This is a genomic window from Variovorax sp. KK3 (assembly GCF_001984055.1).
Taxonomy (GTDB): Bacteria; Pseudomonadota; Gammaproteobacteria; order Burkholderiales; family Burkholderiaceae_C; genus Variovorax.
This window is the reverse complement of sequence record NZ_LYVO01000001.1, coordinates 138,876-157,582: the sequence shown is the minus strand read 5'-3', so window position 1 is coordinate 157,582 and position 18,707 is coordinate 138,876. Positions and strand designations below refer to the sequence as shown.

The following is an 18,707-nucleotide window of genomic DNA, read 5'->3' as shown; positions in this document are numbered from 1 at the left end:
ACGCTGCCGCGCGCCGCTGACGCCATTGCCGGCCGACGTGCCAGAGTTACGCTGCTCCAACCCATGGCGCTATCCACGTTTCTGGTCGAGGACAACAAGACGATCCGCGACAACCTGATCCCCGCTCTCGAAGACCTGGTGGGCGCACGCGTGATCGGTTGCGCGGAGAGCGAGTCGGAAGCATCCACCTGGCTCGCGGCCCATGCCGGCGAATGGCAGCTCGTGGTGGTCGACGTGTTCCTCAAGCAGGGTTCAGGCCTCGGCGTGCTGCGAACCTGCAAGCAACGCAGGCCGAACCAGCGTGCTGTGGTGCTGAGCAACTACGTCAACGCCGACATCCGGGCGCGTTGCACCGCACTGGGCGCGGACGCGGTGTTCGACAAGTCCAGGGAACTCGAAGCCTTCTTCGACTACTGCAACGACGCGAGCCGCACCACGCAATGACCGGAGCGCACGAAGCGCTCTGACCAATAAAAAAGGGCCCCTCTGAAGGGGCCCTTTGTCGTTGCGGGTCGTTCGACCTGCGCGGGATCAGCTTCCGCGCACCACGGCGATCTGCGTACGGGCACCACCCTTGTACGTGTAGATCGTCAGCGCACCGTTCTTGATGTCGCCCTTCTCGTCGAAGGCGATCGGTCCGGTCACGCCCTTGTACTGGATCTTGCCGAGTTCGGGCAGGTACTTCTCGGGCTCGATCGAGCCCGCCTTGACCATGGCTTCGGCCAGCACGTTGACCGCGTCGTAGACGTAAGGCGCATAGATCTGCACCTCGACGTTGTTCTTGGCCTTGAACTTGGTCTTGAAGTCTTCCAGCGGCTGCTTGAAGTCGCCTTCGACGCCACCCGCTTCCGCGCACACGACCATCTCTTCGCCGATGGCATCGCCGGCCAGCTTGGCCAGTTCGCCGGTGCACAAGCCGTCGCCACCCATGAACTTGACGTTCAGGCCGAGTTGCTTGACCTGCTTGAGCATCGGGCCGCCCACGGCGTCCATGCCACCGAAGAACAGCACGTCGGGCTTGGCGCCCTTGAGCTTGGTCAGGATGGCGTTGAAGTCGGTCGACTTGTCGGTGGTGAACTCGTGGCCGACGATGGTGCCGCCGGCGGCCTTCACAGCCTTCTCGAACTCTTCGGCGACGCCCTGGCCGTAGGCCGTGCGGTCGTCGATCACGGCGATGTTCTTGCCCTTGAGCGTGTCGACCGCGTACTTGCCCAGCGTGCCGCCGAGCTGCGTGTCGTCAGCCACCACGCGGAAGGTGGTCTTGAAACCTTGCCGGGTGTACTTGGGGTTGGTTGCCGAAGGCGAAACCTGCGGAATGCCGGCGTCGCTGTAGAGCTTGGAGGCGGGGATGGTGGTGCCCGAGTTCAGGTGACCGACCACGCCGTTGACCTTGCTGTCGACCAGCTTCTGGGCCACCGCGGTGCCCTGCTTCGGATCGGCCGCATCGTCTTCTGCGAGCAGTTCGAACTTGGCGACCTTGTCACCGATCTTCACGCCCTTGGCGTTGAGGTCCTCGATGGCCATGCGGGCACCGAGTTCGTTGTCCTTGCCCAGGTGGGCGATGGCGCCGCTGGTGGGGCCGACGTGACCGATCTTGACCACCAATGCATCGGCCGGAGGTGCGGCAGGTGCGGGCGCCGCTGCGGTCGGGGCAGCCGGCGCGGGTGCAGCAGGCGCTGCCTCTTCCTTCTTGCCACAAGCCGCGAGCGTGAGCGCTGCCAGCGCGACTGCAGTCCATTTCAATTGCATGAGGTACCTCCAGGTATTGGTGGATAAGGGTAAAGAAATACGGCCATTGGCCCTGCGTGCAAACCCTCAGCAAGTTCCGCGCCGCAGGCCCCGAGCGCTCCCGCGCTTGCGACCTGGCGCGCAGTGTAGCCCAAGGTTTACGGGCGAAAAGCTGGCGTTGACCCTGTGTTGTCCGAAAGCTCCCGCGCCAATGCCTCGCTGATCAACGCGCGCAACGCCTGCTCGATTTCGACGCGCAGTTTGGGGATCATGTTGTCGAGCTGTTGCTGAACAGCGGCTGACACCGCGTCGGTCAGTCGCTCTTCGAGCGACAGGTCGATGCGCTGCAGCACCCGGTGCAGAAGCTGCTCCTCGAGGCCGAAGGACTCGTCGTCCAGCAAAGCCTGGGGGCTGAGCGCGACGGCGTGCGACAGGTCTGCCGCAGGCGCTTCCGGCGCGGCTTCCGGCACTTGACCGGGCTGCTCCTCCAGCACCGCAGTGAGCGTGGGTACGAAACGCGGCGGCTTGCGTTCGGACATCAGGCGCCGCTCCCCGCGAAGTCGTGGCGCTGGATCGCATAGCCCCGGTCGGCATAGTGGCGCCAGCGCCGGCGCCCAAACTGGCGGTCGGCATCGTCGGAGCTCACCACATCGATCAGGCGCTCGAAGCGCTCGAAGCCTGCGGGCACCTCGATGCCCAGGTTCACGAGGACCTGGCGATGGGGCAGTACCGCGTCGCCGCGCTCGCTCAGCACCACCGGCGAGCGCGAGAGCTGGCCCGGCTCGCCGTCGCCGCGGCAGTGGGCGATGAACTCGGTAGGCGCGAAGGTCCAGAGGGCCTGGTCGACCGCTTCGAGCGTCTCCGCATCGGCCACCACCACCACGCGCGCACCGCGGGCGCCGACCGCCTTCCGCAACAGTCGGCAGGCGTAGCCGATCTTGTCGGGCGTGTTGAAGTGGAAGTCGATGCCAGTCATCTCGTCATGCCGCCTGCCGGGCTTTGGATGGCTTGCGGCCCTTGCGCGGCGTCGCATCGGCCGCGCCCTCGCCCACCCGCGCCAGCAGAAAGGACAGCAGCAAGCCGACCGGGCGGCCGGTCGCGCCCTTGGCCGAGCCGCCCTTCCAGGCGGTGCCCGCGATGTCGAGGTGGGCCCAGGGGAAGTCGCCCGCGAAGCGCTGCAGGAACTTGGCCGCGGTCACCGCGCCGCCGGCGCGACCCGCCACGTTGGCCACGTCGGCGAAGTTCGTCTTGAGGCCCTCGGCGTAGTCGTCGTCGAGCGGCATGCGCCAGCAGCGATCTTGCGACGCCTCACCGGCTGCGAGCAGCGCATCGGCCAGTGCGTCGTCGCTCGAGAACAGGCCGCTGCGCACGCCGCCCAAGGCGACCACGCAGGCGCCGGTCAGCGTGGCGATGTCGACCACCGCGGCAGGATTGAAACGCTTCGCGTAGCTCAGCGCGTCGCACAGGATGAGCCGCCCCTCGGCATCGGTGTTGAGGATCTCGATGGTCTGGCCGCTCATGCTCGTGATGACGTCGCCGGGCTTGATGGCACGCCCGTCGTTCATGTTTTCGCAGGTCGGGATGAGCCCCACGACGTTGAGCGCGGGCCGGATGTCGCCGAGGGCGCGGAACACGCCCAGCACGCTGGCGGCGCCGCACATGTCGAACTTCATTTCGTCCATTTCGGCCGCGGGCTTGAGCGACACGCCCCCGGTGTCGAAGGTGATGCCCTTGCCCACCAGCACGACGGGCGCCTGCTCCTTGGCAGCGCCCTGGTAGCGCAGCACGACGAAGCGCAGCGGCTCGGCCGAGCCTTGCGCAACGGCACGGAAGGCGCCCATGCCCAGCTTCTCGATCTCCTTGGGGCCCAGCACTTCGCACTTGATGCCCGGCAATGCGCCGAGTTCGCGCGCCGCTTCGGCCAGCATGGTCGGGGTGCAATGGTTGCCGGGGCGATTGGCCCATTCCTTCGCCAGTTCGACACCCGCGACCGTGGCGACGGCCTCGTCGAACGCGTCGCGCAGCGCGCCCGAATCGGCCACGCCCAGCACCACCTGCCGGATCGAACGCGGCTCGGCCTTCGATTTGGTGGTGGTGTACACGTAGCTCGCATCGGCCGCAGCACCCAGCGCGCTGCGTACACCGTGCGCATCGGTGGCTTGCGCGAAGACGATCGCGATGCGCTTGGGCTCCGACGAGCGCGACGCCGACACCGCCGCCAGCACGCCGCTGCGCACCGAACCGGGCTTGCCGTCGCCGACCGACACCAGCAGCAGCCGCGGGGCGACGATGCCGGCGGGCCGGTACAGGGCCAGCGACTTGCCGGCCTTGTCGCTCAGGTCGCCGGCCTTGCGGGCATCGGCGACGAGGCTTGCGAGAGGGTCTTTGGAAGAGAGGTTGCCTGCGGCGACGAGCACGATCAGCACGTCGCATTTTTCGGTGGCAGCCTGGGCGGTGGAGAGGGTCTTGAGTTGAAAGTCCATAATCCTTTTTTTCCCCAGACGATGTTATTCCATTCCTCCATACGCAAGGAGCTGTCGCGCAGCTTCGGGGCCACGCTGGTGGTGCTGATCACCATCGTGATGACCATGATGCTGATCCGCACGCTCGGCCTTGCTGCCAAGGGCAGCGTCAATCCATCCGAGGTCTTCCTGGTGATGACCTATACGGTGCTGGGCTACATGCCCACCATCCTGAGCCTGAGCCTGTTCGTGGCCATCGTCGGCACGCTGTCGCGCATGTACCGCGACAGCGAGATGGTGATCTGGTTCGCCAGCGGCCGCGGCCTGGCCGACTTCGCGCCGCCACTATTCCGCTTCGCGTGGCCCATTCTGCTGCTGGTCGCCGTGTTCGCTCTGGTCGGCTGGCCTTGGGCGAACTCGCAGACCCAGGGCATGCGTGAGCAGTACCAGCGCCGCAGCGACATCGAGCGCGTCGCCCCCGGCGAGTTCCGCGAATCGGCAGGCCGCCTGCGCGTGTTCTTCATCGACAAGGACTCGCCCGACAGCGCCACGGCCAACAACGTGTTCATCTCGTCCATCGAGCGCAACCGGCAGATCGTCACGTCGGCGCAGAGCGGCCGCATCGAAAGCATCGGCGACACGCGCTACCTGATGCTGAGCAACGGCCAGCGGCTCGAGCGCCCGCTGGTCCCCGGCGAGGTCAAGATCAGCGAATTCAAGACCTACGGCGCCAAGGCCGGCAGCGACATCGACGCCACCGGCAACGCGGCACCCGTGCGCGCCCGTACCACGCTGGCACTGCTGCGCGAGCCCAGCGCGAGCAACCGCGGAGAACTGGCGTGGCGCCTCGGCATGGTGCTGGCGGCCATCAACTTCGTGCTGCTGGCGCTCGGTGTGTCGAGCGCCAACCCGCGCGTGGGCCGCAGCGGCAACCTGCTGCTCGCGCTGTGCGCCTTCGTCCTTTACTACAACCTGCTCAACCTCGGGCAGAACTGGGTCGGCATGGGCCGCTACAGCGCAGGCGGCTTCATGCTGGCGCTGCACGGCGGCGCCTTCGTGCTCGCCTTGCTCTGGCTCGCCAAGCGGCATTTCAACTGGCACTGGCGATCGATCGTGGCGCGACCGCGTTCCCCGGCGCGCACCCCGACGTGAAAACCATTCGCCGATTGATCTATGTCGAGGTGTTGAAGGCCGTCGCCTTCGTCACGCTCGGCTTTCTCAGCCTGTTCTTCTTCTTCGACTTCGTCGACGAACTGCAGTCCATCGGCCAGCCCGGCACGTTGAACTACGGCGCAGTCCAGGCGCTGATGTTCGTCGCGCTGCTGATACCGAGCCATCTCTACGAGTTGCTGCCGATCACCGTGCTGATCGGCACCATCTTCGTGATGGCGCGGCTGGCCCAGAGTTCGGAATACACGATCCTGCGCACCAGCGGGCTCGGGCCCTGGCGCGCGCTGCGCACGCTGCTGGTGCTGGGGCTGGGCTTCGTGGTCCTGACCTTTGCCGTGGGCGACTACCTTTCGCCCGCTTCCGACCGGGCCGCGCAGTTGTTGAAGTCGCGTTATCAGGGCACCTACTCGATGGTCGGGTACACCGGCGCGTGGCTGCGCGAGAAGCAAGGCGACAAGTCGTACGCCGTGAACGTGGCGTCGATCGCGCGCAACGGCACGCTGCGCGATCCGCGCATCTTCGAATTCGACGCGCGGGGCCTACTGGTCTCTCAGATATTCGCCGGCCAGGGGCACGTGACGAACGGCGCCTGGCTGCTCGTCGGCGTCGAGCAGCAGCACTACGACACCGGCACCGCCGACAAGGTGCGCATCACCACCACCAAGGTGCCGGTGCTGAAGTGGCCCAGTTCGCTCACCAACGAGATGGTGTCGGTGGCGCTGCTGCGGCCGGACCGCATGCGCACCATCGATCTCTTCGAGTACATCCAGCATCTCGATGCCAACGGCCAGACCGCGCAGCGCTACGAGATCGAGTTCTGGCGCAAGGTGTTCTACCCGCTCTCCTGCCTGGTGATGGTGGTGCTGGCCCTGCCCTTCGCCTACCTGCACTTCCGGCAGGCAGGCATCACGGCCTACGTCTTCGGCGGCGTGATGATCGGCATCAGCTTCTTCCTGCTGAACAACGTGTTCGGCTACCTGGGCAATCTGAGCAACTGGTGGCCCTGGATCACGGCCGCGGCGCCAGGGTTGATCTATTCGGTGATGTCGCTCGCGGCCTTCACCTGGCTGGTGCTGCGGCGGTAGCGGCGCGATGGCGACAGGCGCGGCACCCAGCACCACGGGCATCGTCCTGCTCGCACACGGCTCGCGCGACCCGCGCTGGCGGGCACCGGTCGAGGCGGTGGCGCAACGCGTCGCCGAGCTCGCGCCGGCGGTTCTGGTGCGTTGCGCCTACATCGAGCTGTCGCAACCGGACCTCGAAGGCGCGGCGGCCGAACTGGTGTCCGCCGGGGCCGCAGCCATCCACGTGCTGCCGCTGTTTCTGGGTGTGGGCAAACATCTGCGCGAAGACCTGCCACGGCTACTCGACGCATCGCGCCTGGCGCATCCGCACGTCGCCATCACCCTCGCTCGGGCCGTGGGCGAGGAGCCACAAGTCGTCGACCTGCTGGCCCGCCTGGCGCTGAAATACTGAACTTCCGGTGTTTTCGATAGACATCGAAGGCATAATGAATTCCGAAATAAGACGGAATTTGTTATGAATCTTCACCAGTTCAAGTTCGTTCAGGAAGCGGTGCGGCGCAACCTCAACCTGACCGAGGCGGCCAAGGCGCTCCACACGTCCCAGCCGGGCGTCTCGAAGGCGATCATCGAGCTCGAAGAAGAACTGGGCGTCGAGATTTTCGCGCGGCACGGCAAGCGGCTGAAGCGGGTGACGGAGCCGGGCCATCACGTGCTGGCCAGCATCGAACTGATCATGCGCGAGGTGGGCAACCTCAAGCGCATCGGCGAGCAGTTCAGCGCGCAAGACAGCGGCACGCTGTCGATCGCCACCACGCACACGCAGGCGCGCTACGTGCTGCCGGTGCCCGTGGCCAAGTTGCGCGAGGCGTATCCCAAGGTCAACGTCAGCCTGCACCAAGGCTCGCCCGACCAGGTGGCGCGCATGGTGATCGACGAAATCGCCGAAATCGGCATCGCCACCGAGTCGTTGGCCGACTACTCGGAGCTCGTCACCCTGCCCTGCTACGAATGGCAGCACGTTCTGGTGCTGCCGAAGTCGCATCCCCTGGCGGACAAGGAACGCATCCATCTCGAAGACCTCGCGGCCGAGCCGATCATCACCTACCACCCGTCGTTCACCGGCCGTACGCGCATCGACCACGCGTTCGCGCAGAAGAAGCTGTCGCCGCGCATCGCGCTCGAGGCGATCGACTCCGATGTGATCAAGACCTACGTGCGTCTCGGCCTGGGTGTGGGCATCGTGGCCGAAATGGCCGTGCGCGACGACTCCAATGCCGACCTGGTGGTACGCCCCATGGGCCACGTGTTCGGTTCGAACATCGCGCGGGTCGCCTTCAAGCGCAGCGCCTACCTGCGCAACTTCGTCTTCAAATTCGCCGAGCTGCTGTCCGACCGGCTCGATCGCAACCTGATCGCCAAGGCGTTGGCCGGTCACAACGAGGACTACGAACTGTGAACTCGCCCGTCGCACGTACCCCGGCGTTGCAAACCAAGCTGCCGACCGTCGGCACCACCATCTTCACCGTGATGTCGGCGCTGGCCGTCGAGAAGAACGCGGTGAACCTGGGCCAGGGTTTTCCGGATTTCGACTGCGACCCGAAGCTGCTGGAGGCGGTGACGGCGGCCATGGCCGCCGGCCACAACCAGTACCCGCCCATGCCGGGCATCCTGCCGCTGCGCGAAGCGATCGCCGGGAAGATGCAGGCGCTGTACGGCCGCCGCTACGACCCGGCCAACGAGATCACCGTCACCGCCGGCGCGACGCAGGGCATCATCACCGCAATCCTCGCCGTGGTACGCGCGGGCGACGAGGTGATCGTGCTCGAGCCCTGCTACGACAGCTACGCGCCCAACGTCGAACTGGCCGGCGGCACCGTGGTGCGCGTGCCGCTCACGCCGGGCAGCTTCAGGCCCGACTTCGACAAGATCGCCGCCGCGATCACGCCGCGCACGCGCGCCATCATCGTCAACACGCCCCACAACCCGAGCGCCACGGTGTGGACCGAGGCCGAGATGCGCCGCCTCGACGAGTTGCTCGCGCCGACCGACGTGCTGGTGATCAGCGACGAGGTCTACGAGCACATGGTCTTCGACGGCGCGATTCACCAGAGCGCCGCGCGTTTTCCGGGCCTGGCGGCGCGCAGCTTCATCGTCAGCAGCTTCGGCAAGACGTACCACGTGACCGGGTGGAAGGTGGGCTACGTGGCTGCGCCGGCCGCGCTGAGCGCCGAATTCCGCAAGGTGCACCAGTTCAATGTGTTCACCGTGAACACGCCCATGCAGCACGCGCTGGCACGCTACATGGCCGATCCGGCGCCGTATCTGGAGCTACCGGCCTTCTACCAGCGCAAGCGCGACCTGTTCGCCGAGGGCCTGGCCAAGACGCGCTTCAAGCTGTTGCCGAGCGCCGGCACCTACTTTCAGTGCGTGGACATCCGCGAGGTCAGCGACCTGGGCGAAGCCGAGTTCTGCCAGTGGCTCACCAGCGAAATCGGCGTGGCGGCAATACCGCTGTCGGCCTTCTACGCCGAAGGCTTCGACCAGCGGGTGGTGCGCTTCTGCTTCGCCAAGAAGGACGACACCCTGCGCAGCGCGCTCGACCGGCTGGCCAAGCTCTGACGCCTCGACGCGGCGAAGCCGGGCCCGCGCCCTCCGCGTACCTTCTGACACAAACGGTAGGAGAGTCCTGACCGCCGGAGGGCGCGCGTTCCGGCGCTCCGGCGCCGCAGCGCCGCGGACCATCAAGGCTTCGGTACACAAATAGCCAAGGAGAAACTCCATGCTCTCGACAATCCTGCTGGTCGTCTTGATTCTGCTGCTGGTCGGCGCCCTGCCGAGCTGGGGCTACAGCCGCAGCTGGGGCTATGGCCCGAGCGGCGGCCTGGGACTGGTCGTGTTGGTCGTGGTCGTCCTGCTGCTCATGGGACGCATATAGCGCAAGCGATCGACCATTGAAGAAAAGTCCACCGAGGTGGACTTTTCTTCGTCCGGCCGCTTCGTTCGGCTGGCGATGCCTCACCCGTGCAGTTGAGCCCACAGCTTGTCGAGCCGCTTGGTGCTCACCGGTTGCGGCGTGCGCAGCTCCTGCGCGAAGAAGCTCACGCGCAATTCTTCGAGCAGCCAGCGCAGCTCTTCCATTCGTTCGTCGACCGCACCCTTCCGTTCGGCCACCAGGCGCCAGTAGCGCTGCTCCTGCGGCCGTAGTTCCGCGAGGCGCTGACTGTCGCGGGCAGGGTCGGCACGCAGCTTGTCGAGGCGCAGCACGATGGCCTTGAGGTAGCGCGCGAAGTGCGCCAGCCGCGGCCATGGCGTGTCGGCGACGAAGCGCTTGCCTACCAGCCGCTGCAGTTGCTGTGCCGCGTCGGCCGTCGCGTCGGGCTGGATCTTGGTGTCCTTGATCTTGCGTGCGGCCAGCACGTATTCGGCAAGAACGCTGCCGGCGAGCCGCGCGACCTCGTTGGCGATCAGGGTCAGGCGGCCGCGGCCTTCGTCCACCCGGCGCTCGAAAGCCGCCCGATCGGTGGGCAGGGGCTCCTGCAGAAAGGCGCGGTCAAGAGCAACCTCCACAACCTGCGCGCGCAGTTCCTCGGCAGTGCCCAGCGGCATGTAGGCAACCGCCATCTTCTGCAGATCGGGGATGTTCTTTTCGAGGTACTTGAGCGCATCCTTGAGCTGCAGCGCAAGCAGCCGGCGCAAGCCGGCACGGTGCTTGGCGGCGGCCACGGCAGGCTCGTCGAAAACTTCGATGGTGACCGCGTCGCCGGCATCGACCAGCGCCGGGAATCCGATCAGCGACTGCGCACCGCGACGGACCTCCATCAGCTCCGGCAGTTCACCGAAGCTCCAATCGGTGTAGCGCTGTCCGGCGGGAAGTGCGGCGGGCGTGTCTGCTGCCTTGATGGCCGGCCGCGGCGCGTCACGCGTCGCTCCGGCCGGCGCCGTCTCGACGCCGGCGCGCACCTGCAAACCCGCCAGCGCCTGGAAGGCGCCACGTGCCTGAGACCCCAGTTCGGATTTCAGCGCGCCGAGGTTGCGGCCCATGCCCAATTGGCGGCCGTGTTCGTCCACCACGCGCAGGTTCATGAACAGGTGCGGAGGCAGCATGTCGAGCTTGAAGTCGGTGCGCTTCACGTCCAGGCTGGTTTCGTCGCGCACGCGCTTGAGCAGCACCTCGGTCAATGACCCTTGACCGAATCGCTCGGGCAGCGACAGCTCGGCGGCCAGGCGCGCGGCCGACTCGGGCAAGGGCACGAAGCGGGAGCGCGGCCGCTGCGGCAGGCTCTTGAGCAGCGCCTGCACCTTGTCCTTGAGCATGCCGGCGACCAGCCATTCACAGCGCTCTTCGCTCACCTGGTTCAACACGAAGAGCGGTACGGACACGGTCAGGCCGTCCTTGGGATCGCCGGGCTCGTGCAGGTAGGTGGCCGCGCAGTCCACGCCGCCGAGGCGCAAGGTGGGCGGAAACGACTGCGTCGTGATGCCGGCCGCCTGGTGCCGCATCAGCTCCTCGCGCGCCAGGTACAGCAGCCTCGGTGCGTCCTTCGAGGCCTGGCGGTACCAGCTTTCGAAGGCATGGCCGCTCGCCACGTCAGGCGGCAGCTGCGCGTCGTAGAAGGCGTAGATCAGCTCCTCGTCGACCAGCACGTCCTGCCGGCGCGACTTGTGCTCCAGGCCTTCGACTTCGCGCACCAGCTTTCGGTTGGCCGCCAGGAACGGCAGCCGGGTTTCCCATTGCCCGCCGACCAGCGCCTCGCGAATGAAGATCTCGCGCGCAGCGACCGGATCGATCCGGCCGAAATCCACACGGCGCCCGCTGTACACCACGAGCCCGTACAGCGTGGCACGCTCCATCGCCATCACCTGCGCGCCCTTCTTCTCCCAATGCGGGTCGAGCAGCTGCTTCTTGAGCAGGTGGGCCGCCACCTGTTCGAGCCACTGCGGCTCGATGTTGGCGATGCCGCGGCCGAAGAGACGTGTGGTTTCCACCAGCTCGGCACAGACGATCCAGCGCCCGGGCTTCTTCTTGAGATGCGCGCCCGGATGGCGATGGAACTTGATGCCGCGCGCACCCAGGTACGCCTCTTCCTCTTCCATCTTCCAGCCCACGTTGCCGAGCAGGCCGGAAAGCATCGACAGGTGCAGGCTCTCGTAGCCCGCGGGCGCGCTGTTGATGCGCCACTTGTGTTCGGTCACCACCGTCAACAGCTGCGAATGGATGTCGCGCCACTCGCGCACGCGGCGGATGTTGATGAAGTTCTGGCGCAACAGCTGCTCGTATTGGCGGTTGCTGAGTTTGTGGGTATCGCCGTGGCCGCCGCGTGCATCGCGAATCCACTGCCACAAGCGCAGATAGCCGCTGAACTCGCTCTTCTCGTCGTCGAACTTGGCATGCGCCTGGTCGGCCTGCTGCTGCGCCTCGAGCGGCCGGTCGCGCACGTCCTGCACCGACAGGGCACTGGCGATCACCAGAACTTCCTCGAGCGCACCGCGCGTGCGCGCCTCCAGGATCATGCGGCCGACCCGCGGGTCGAGCGGCAGCTTGGCCAGCTCCTGCCCCATGGGGGTGAGCTCGTTCGCATCGTCGACAGCGCCCAGTTCGTTGAGCAGCTGGTAGCCGTCGGCGATCGCACGCCGCTGTGGCGCCTCCAGAAACGGAAAGCGCTCCACGTCGCCCAGGTGCAGCGACTTCATGCGCAGGATGACCCCGGCCAGCGAAGAGCGCAGGATTTCCGGGTCGGTGAAGCGCGGGCGGCTCAGGAAGTCCTTCTCGTCGTACAGCCGGATGCAGATGCCGTTGGCGACGCGCCCGCAACGGCCCGCCCGTTGATTGGCCGCAGCCTGGCTGATCGGCTCGACCAGAAGCTGCTCGACCTTGCTGCGGAAGCTGTAGCGCTTGACGCGCGCCGTGCCCACGTCGATCACGTTGCGGATGCCGGGCACGGTCAGCGAGGTCTCGGCGACATTGGTCGCCAGCACGATGCGGCGGCCGCTGTGGCTGTCGAAGATGCGGTCTTGCTCGGCCTGCGACAGGCGCGCGAAGAGCGGCAGCACCTCGGCGTTGCGCAGCAGTGGCTGGTGGCTCAGGTGCTTGCGCAGATGGTCGGCCGCCTCGCGGATCTCGCGCTCGCCGGGCAGGAAGACCAGGATGTCGCCGGCATCGCGCGGATCGCGCCAGAGTTCGTCGACCGCATCGGCGATGGCATCGTTCAGGTCGTGGTCGCGCGACTCCTCGAAGGGGCGGTAGCGCTGCTCGACCGGGTACATCCGGCCCGAGACATAGATCGTCGGCGCAGGGCCCTTCGCAGAGGCGAAATGCTGCGCGAAACGCTCCGCGTCGATCGTGGCCGAGGTCACGATCACCTTCAGATCGGGTCGCCGCGGCAAGATCTCGCGCAGGTAGCCCAGCAGGAAGTCGATGTTGAGCGAGCGCTCGTGCGCCTCGTCGATGATCAGCGTGTCGTAGGCCTTCAGCAGCGGATCGGTCTGCGTCTCGGCCAACAGGATGCCGTCGGTCATCAGCTTGACCGAAGCGTCGCGCGACAGGCGGTCTTGAAAGCGCACCTTGTAGCCGACCACATCGCCCAGAGGTGTCTTTAGTTCCTCCGCGATGCGCTTGGCGACCGAACTGGCGGCGATGCGGCGCGGCTGCGTATGGCCAATGAGCCGGCCGCGCCCCGGCGGTGCATTGAGCTTGCCGCGGCCCAGGGCCAGTGCGATCTTGGGCAACTGGGTCGTCTTGCCCGAGCCGGTCTCGCCGCAGACGATGACGACCTGGTGGGCGGCGATGGCCTCCATGATCTCGTCGCGCCGCGCCGACACCGGCAAGGACTCGGGGAACTCGATGGAAAGGCGCGGTTGTGCTGGGGACTCGATCACGGCTGGCATTATGCAGCAGCGCTCACTGGTTCACAGGTTCACGTGTTTCTGTGTAAGATGGCCGCCAGGAGTGCGCCATGTCCAATCTCACCATTTCCGTCGACGACGAACTCATCAAGCAGGCTCGCGTTCGCGCCATCCAGCAGGGCACCTCGTTGAGCGCCAAGGTGCGAGAGTTCTTGCTGCAGTACGTCAATGAAAGCGACGACACGCGGCAAAAGCAGCGCGACGAAGCCACTGCCAGATTGATGGCCGCCATCGACAACGCCGCGACGCACGCGGCGCCCCAGACGGCAGACGCGGATGCACAGCGCCGCCCCCTGCGCGACGAGCTGTACGACGGCAACTTCCGCAGCCGTGACCGCGACCACGACCGCGATCACACCGCGACTTCACGAGCGCCCCGCTGATCGATGCCGGCGTTCTTCGACACCAACGTCCTCGTCTACTGCGTCGACCCCCGCGATGCGGCCAAGCAGGCACGTGCACGCGAGCTGGTCGCCTCTGCCAGCGCCGGCAATGCCGGCATGGTGAGCACGCAAGTGCTGATCGAGCTTTTCAGCGTGCTCACCCGCAAGCAGAAAATCCCCGAGGCCATCGCGGCGGAACTGGTGCAGGCCTACACGCTCTGGCCCGTGGTCGACAGCGACCTGAAGCTGTGCCAGTCCGCCACCGCCACGGCCGTGGAACATGGCCTGTCGATCTTCGATGCGATGATCGTGCAGGCCGCCATCCGCAGTGGCGCCGACATTCTGTACAGCGAAGATCTGCAGCACGGCCGCGAATTCGGGCCGCTGAAGCTCGTGAACCCCTTTTCCTGACACGCCGGTTATGTCCACCGTCTTCAATTTCACTTTCGTCCCGTGGTTCCGCTCGGTGGCGCCCTACATCCACATGCACCGTGGCAAGACCTTCGTGGTCGCCATGGCCGGCGAAGCCATCGCCGCCGGCAAGCTGCCGAGCATCGCGCAAGACCTGGCGCTCATCCAGAGCATGGGCGTCAAGGTGGTGCTGGTGCACGGCTTCCGCCCACAGGTCAACGAGCAACTGCGCGCCAAGGGCCACGAAGCGAAGTACTCGCACGGCATCCGCATCACCGACGAAGTGGCGCTCGACTGCGCGCAAGAGGCCGCCGGCCAGCTCCGCTACGAGATCGAGGCGGCCTTCAGCCAGGGCCTGCCGAACACGCCGATGGCCGGATCGACCGTGCGCATGATCTCCGGCAACTTCATCACCGCGCGTCCCGTGGGCGTGGTGGACGGCGTCGATTTCCAGCATTCCGGCCTGGTGCGCAAGGTCGATGCCGCGGGCATCCGCCGCGGCCTCGAATTCGGCGCGATGGTGCTGATGTCGCCCTTCGGCTTCTCACCGACCGGCGAGGCGTTCAACCTGACGATGGAAGAGGTAGCGACCAGCGTGGCGATCTCGATCCAGGCCGACAAGCTGATCTTTCTGACCGAGGTGCCGGGCATCGCGCAAGATCCGACGATCCCGGTCGGCGAAGACAACCCGATCGACACCGAGCTTCCGCTCGACAGCGCGCGCAAGCTGCTGGCCTCGCTTTCGCCCGCGCAGCGCCCGAGCGACACCGCTTTCTACCTTCAGCACTGCGTGAAGGCCTGTGAGGCCGGCGTGGAGCGCAACCACATCATTCCCTTCGCGGTCGACGGCTCGCTGCTGCTGGAGGTGTACGTGCATGACGGCATCGGCACCATGGTGATCGACGAAAAGCTCGAATCGCTGCGCGAGGCGACGGCCGACGACATCGGCGGCATCCTGCAGCTGATCGAGCCCTTCGAGCGCGACGGAACGCTGGTCAAGCGCAGCCGCACCGAGATCGAGCGCGACATCGGCCAGTACAGCGTGATCGAACACGACGGCGTGATCTTCGGCTGCGCCGCCTTGTACCCCTACCCGGAAGCGAAGACCGCGGAGATGGCGGCCTTGACCGTGTCGCCGCAATCGCAGTCGCAAGGCGACGGCGAGCGCATCCTCAAGCGCATCGAACATCGTGCCAAGGCCAGCGGCCTGGACAGCATCTTCGTGCTCACCACCCGCACCATGCACTGGTTCCTCAAGCGCGGCTTCCAGCAGGTCAACCCCGAGTGGCTGCCCGAAGCGCGCAAGCGCAAGTACAACTGGGACCGCAAGAGCCAGGTGCTGGTGAAGAAGCTTTGAACATCGACGACGCGACATCGACGACATGAATCCCCTGCTCTCCAAGCTGCAACCGTATCCTTTCGAGCGCCTGCGCCGCCTGTTCGCCGAGGTCACGCCGAACCCGGCCTTCGCGCCGATCAGCCTGGGCATCGGCGAGCCCAAGCATCCGACCCCTGCTTTCATCAAGGAAGCGCTGACGGCTGGCCTCGGGCAACTCTCCGCGTATCCGGCCACCGCCGGTGACCTGAAACTGCGGCAGTCCTTCACCGGCTGGCTGCAGCGCCGCTACGCGCTCGAACTCGACCCTGCCACCCAGGTGCTGCCGGTCAATGGTTCGCGCGAGGCATTGTTCGCCCTGGCACAAACGGTCATCGATCCGTCGAAGTCGCCCGCCCCGGTGGTGCTGTCCCCCAATCCCTTCTATCAAATCTACGAGGGCGCCGCTCTGCTCTCGGGCGCGGAGCCTTACTACGTGCCGAGCGTGCCGGCGCGCAACTTCGCGGTGGACTGGGACAGCGTGCCCGGCGACGTGTGGGAGCGGACACAGCTGGTCTTCGTCTGCTCGCCCGGCAATCCCACGGGTGCCGTCATGCCACTCGACGAGTGGAAGAAGCTCTTCGCGCTGTCGGACCGCCACGGCTTCGTGATCGCGGCCGACGAGTGCTACAGCGAAATCTACTTCCGCGACGAGCCGCCGCTCGGAGGCCTGCAAGCCGCAGCCGCACTGGGCCGCGGCGACTTCCGCAAGCTGATCGCACTCACCTCGCTGTCGAAGCGCAGCAACGTGCCCGGCTTGCGCAGCGGCTTCGTGGCGGGCGATGCGTCGATCATCAAGTCGTTTCTGCTCTATCGCACCTACCACGGCAGCGCGATGAGCGGCGCCGTGGCCGCCGCCAGCATCGCGGCCTGGGGCGACGAAGCGCACGTGGTCGACAACCGCGCACAGTACCGCGCCAAGTTCGCCGCCGTCACGCCGGTGCTCGAGCAGGTGCTCGACGTGCGCCTGCCCGATGCCAGTTTCTACCTGTGGGCAGGCGTGCCGGCCGCCTGGCAGGGCGACGACCAGGCCTTCGCCCGCGAGCTCTACGCTCAATACAATGTCACCGTGCTGCCCGGCAGCTACCTCGCGCGCGACGCCGGCGGCACCAACCCGGGCCGCGGGCGCATCCGCATGGCGCTGGTCGCCGACACCGCCGAGTGCACCGAGGCCGCACAGCGCATCGTGAACTTCATCCAGAACCGAGCTCATTCATGACCCAGCAACTCCAGCAGACCATCGACGCCGCGTGGGAAGACCGCGCCAACATCTCCGCCACCAGCGCCCCGAAAGAGGTGCGCGACGCCGTCGAGCATGTGATAGCCGAGCTCAACAACGGCCATCTGCGCGTCGCCACCCGCGAGGCCGTGGGCCAATGGACCGTGCACCAGTGGATCAAGAAGGCGGTGCTGCTGTCCTTCCGCCTGCGCGACAACGAGCAGATGCAGGCCGGCGCACTGGGCTTCTACGACAAGGTGCCGACCAAGTTCTCGCACCTGTCGGCCAACGAACTCAAGGACGCCGGCGTGCGCATCGTGCCGCCGGCCGTCGCACGCCGCGGCAGCTACATCGCCAAGGGCGCGATCCTGATGCCTTCCTACGTCAACATCGGTGCGTACGTGGGCGAAGGCACCATGGTCGACACCTGGGCCACCGTCGGCTCCTGCGCCCAGATCGGCGCCAACGTCCACCTGTCCGGCGGCGTCGGCATCGGCGGGGTGCTCGAGCCCCTGCAAGCCGGACCCACCATCATCGAAGACAACTGCTTCATCGGCGCCCGCTCCGAAGTGGTCGAGGGCGTGGTGGTCGAAGAGAACTCCGTGCTGTCGATGGGCGTGTACATCGGCCAGAGCACGCCCATCTACGACCGCGCCACCGGCGAGGTGAGCTACGGCCGCGTGCCGGCCGGCTCGGTGGTCATCAGCGGCACCCTGCCCAAGGACAACGGCAAGTACAGCCTGTACGCCGCGATCATCGTCAAGCGCGTGGACGCGCAGACGCGTGCCAAGACCTCGCTGAACGACCTGCTGCGCGACTGATCCACTGCGCCGGCCGACGACCGCTTTTACAACAACGCTGGAGGAGTGAGCCGATGAAGACGATGGAGAGAATTCTTCGCCTGATGGCAGAGCGCAAGGCATCCGACATCTACCTGTCGGCCAACTCCCCGGCGCTGATCCGCATCAACGGCAACTGCGTGCCGATCAACGCGCAAGTGCTGCCGGCCGAGGCTCCGCTGGCCCTGCTGGCCGAAGTGGTGTCGGAAGAACGCATCGCCGAATTGCAGCGCACCGGCGAGCTCAACATGGCCGTCGCGCTCGAAAGCGCGGGCAATTTCCGCGTCAGCGCCATGCGGCAACGCGGCAGCTATGCGGTGGTGGTGCGGCACATCGCCTCGGTCATTCCGTCTTTCGACGAACTCAGCCTGCCCGACATCCTGAAGACCCTGGTGATGGAAAAGCGCGGGCTGATCCTCATGGTGGGCTCCACCGGCGCCGGCAAGAGCACCACGCTGGCCTCGATGCTGGACTACCGCAACGAGAACGCCACCGGCCACATCCTCACGGTCGAAGAGCCCATCGAATTCGTGTTCACCAACAAGAAGTCGATGGTGAACCAGCGCGACGTGGGCAGCGACACGCAGTCGCTGCAGATCGCGCTGAAGAACGCGCTGCGCCAGGCGCCCGACGTGATCCAGATCGGCGAGATCCGCGACCGCGAAACCATGACGGCCGCCATCGCCTACGCCCAATCGGGCCACCTGTGCGTGGCCACGCTGCATGCCAACAACAGCTATCGCGCACTCAATCGCATCCTGAGCTTCTATCCGGTCGAGGTGCGCCCCACCCTCCTCAACGACCTGAGCGGTGCGCTGCGCGCCATCATCGCCCAGCGCCTGCTGCGCACGCCCATCGGCACCCGCGTGCCGGCGCTCGAGGTGATGCTCAACACCGCGCTGGTGGCCGAACTGATCGGCAAGGGCGACTTCTCGGGCGTCAAGGAAGCGATGGAACAGTCGATGGCCGAAGGCTCGCAGACCTTCGAAGAAGACATCGCCCGCCTCGTCATCGAAGACCGCGTCACCCGCGACGAAGGCTTGTCGCAGGCCGACTCGCCGACCAATCTCATGTGGCGCCTGCAGAATCGCAACGCCGCACCACCGCCGCGCAAGGACGAGCGCGCCCTGCTCGATCAGCCCGACGAACCCTCCTTCACGGACATCACGCTCGACGTCCGACATTAGCCTTT

The 18,707-nt window shown here is 66.4% G+C and carries 18 protein-coding genes; 13 read left to right on the top strand and 5 right to left on the bottom strand.

Features of this window, described 5'->3' with window-relative positions:
• Window positions 1-63: 63 nt before the first annotated feature.
• On the top strand, window positions 64-444 hold the full coding sequence (locus tag B0W80_RS00795) for a response regulator (protein ID WP_076997248.1): 381 nt from the start codon (window positions 64-66) through the stop codon (window positions 442-444).
• A gap of 87 nt (window positions 445-531) precedes the next feature.
• On the opposite strand, the gene B0W80_RS00790 is transcribed toward B0W80_RS00795, so the two are convergent.
• The 4 genes from B0W80_RS00790 to B0W80_RS00775 form a co-directional block, all read right to left on the bottom strand.
• Window positions 532-1,749 carry a branched-chain amino acid ABC transporter substrate-binding protein gene (locus B0W80_RS00790; protein ID WP_076997187.1) on the bottom strand — a complete coding sequence of 406 codons (1,218 nt, stop codon included), beginning with the start codon at window positions 1,747-1,749 and terminating at the stop codon, window positions 532-534.
• 137 nt (window positions 1,750-1,886) lie between these two features.
• Window positions 1,887-2,267 (bottom strand): hypothetical protein, encoded by a 381-nt coding sequence (locus B0W80_RS00785; protein WP_076997186.1) that lies wholly within the window; start codon window positions 2,265-2,267, stop codon window positions 1,887-1,889.
• A complete protein-coding gene (locus B0W80_RS00780; RefSeq protein ID WP_076997185.1) occupies window positions 2,267-2,704 on the bottom strand; it encodes a DNA polymerase III subunit chi in 438 nt (145 codons plus the stop codon). Before B0W80_RS00780 ends, B0W80_RS00785 begins: the two co-directional genes overlap by 1 nt.
• A 4-nt stretch (window positions 2,705-2,708) precedes the next feature.
• Window positions 2,709-4,211: a leucyl aminopeptidase gene (locus B0W80_RS00775; RefSeq protein WP_076997184.1), complete on the bottom strand. Its 1,503-nt coding sequence runs from the start codon at window positions 4,209-4,211 to the stop codon at window positions 2,709-2,711.
• A 21-nt stretch (window positions 4,212-4,232) separates the two neighbouring features.
• Here B0W80_RS00775 and lptF point away from each other — a divergent pair, with 21 nt between their 5' ends.
• From lptF to B0W80_RS00745, 6 genes are all read left to right on the top strand, one after another.
• Window positions 4,233-5,342 carry an LPS export ABC transporter permease LptF gene (gene lptF / locus B0W80_RS00770; protein ID WP_076997183.1) on the top strand — a complete coding sequence of 370 codons (1,110 nt, stop codon included), beginning with the start codon at window positions 4,233-4,235 and terminating at the stop codon, window positions 5,340-5,342.
• On the top strand, window positions 5,339-6,445 hold the full coding sequence (gene lptG, locus B0W80_RS00765) for an LPS export ABC transporter permease LptG (protein ID WP_076997182.1): 1,107 nt from the start codon (window positions 5,339-5,341) through the stop codon (window positions 6,443-6,445). The genes lptF and lptG overlap by 4 nt, the downstream gene beginning before the upstream one ends.
• Window positions 6,446-6,452: 7 nt before the next feature.
• Window positions 6,453-6,836: a sirohydrochlorin chelatase gene (locus tag B0W80_RS00760; RefSeq protein ID WP_076997181.1), complete on the top strand. Its 384-nt coding sequence runs from the start codon at window positions 6,453-6,455 to the stop codon at window positions 6,834-6,836.
• Between the two features lie 63 nt (window positions 6,837-6,899).
• Entirely contained in the window at window positions 6,900-7,841 is a 942-nt protein-coding gene (locus tag B0W80_RS00755) for a CysB family HTH-type transcriptional regulator (RefSeq protein WP_076997180.1), read from the top strand.
• Window positions 7,838-9,004: a pyridoxal phosphate-dependent aminotransferase gene (locus tag B0W80_RS00750; RefSeq protein WP_076997179.1), complete on the top strand. Its 1,167-nt coding sequence runs from the start codon at window positions 7,838-7,840 to the stop codon at window positions 9,002-9,004. The genes B0W80_RS00755 and B0W80_RS00750 overlap by 4 nt, the downstream gene beginning before the upstream one ends.
• A gap of 160 nt (window positions 9,005-9,164) precedes the next feature.
• On the top strand, window positions 9,165-9,320 hold the full coding sequence (locus tag B0W80_RS00745) for a DUF3309 family protein (RefSeq protein WP_076997178.1): 156 nt from the start codon (window positions 9,165-9,167) through the stop codon (window positions 9,318-9,320).
• 80 nt (window positions 9,321-9,400) lie between these two features.
• Here the strand turns inward: B0W80_RS00745 and hrpA are convergent, their stop codons facing one another.
• On the bottom strand, window positions 9,401-13,261 hold the full coding sequence (gene hrpA / locus B0W80_RS00740) for an ATP-dependent RNA helicase HrpA (protein WP_256856432.1): 3,861 nt from the start codon (window positions 13,259-13,261) through the stop codon (window positions 9,401-9,403).
• Between the two features lie 77 nt (window positions 13,262-13,338).
• Between hrpA and B0W80_RS00735 the strand changes: the two genes are divergently transcribed.
• From B0W80_RS00735 to B0W80_RS00710, 6 genes are read left to right on the top strand one after another with little or no spacing between them, the layout of a single operon-like run.
• Complete coding sequence (locus tag B0W80_RS00735; protein ID WP_076997176.1) at window positions 13,339-13,671, top strand: DUF6364 family protein; 333 nt, start codon at window positions 13,339-13,341, stop codon at window positions 13,669-13,671.
• A 3-nt stretch (window positions 13,672-13,674) separates the two neighbouring features.
• Window positions 13,675-14,082 (top strand): PIN domain-containing protein, encoded by a 408-nt coding sequence (locus B0W80_RS00730; RefSeq protein ID WP_076997175.1) that lies wholly within the window; start codon window positions 13,675-13,677, stop codon window positions 14,080-14,082.
• Between the two features lie 10 nt (window positions 14,083-14,092).
• The gene (argA, locus tag B0W80_RS00725; RefSeq protein ID WP_076997174.1) at window positions 14,093-15,439 is read left to right on the top strand and encodes an amino-acid N-acetyltransferase; all 1,347 of its coding nucleotides are present in this window, start codon (window positions 14,093-14,095) and stop codon (window positions 15,437-15,439) included.
• Window positions 15,440-15,464: 25 nt separating this feature from the next.
• A complete protein-coding gene (dapC, locus tag B0W80_RS00720) occupies window positions 15,465-16,676 on the top strand; it encodes a succinyldiaminopimelate transaminase (RefSeq protein ID WP_076997173.1) in 1,212 nt (403 codons plus the stop codon).
• The gene (gene dapD / locus B0W80_RS00715; protein WP_076997172.1) at window positions 16,673-17,497 is read left to right on the top strand and encodes a 2,3,4,5-tetrahydropyridine-2,6-dicarboxylate N-succinyltransferase; all 825 of its coding nucleotides are present in this window, start codon (window positions 16,673-16,675) and stop codon (window positions 17,495-17,497) included. The genes dapC and dapD overlap by 4 nt, the downstream gene beginning before the upstream one ends.
• Before the next feature lie 53 nt (window positions 17,498-17,550).
• Entirely contained in the window at window positions 17,551-18,702 is a 1,152-nt protein-coding gene (locus B0W80_RS00710) for a PilT/PilU family type 4a pilus ATPase (RefSeq protein WP_076997171.1), read from the top strand.
• Window positions 18,703-18,707: the final 5 nt, after the last annotated feature.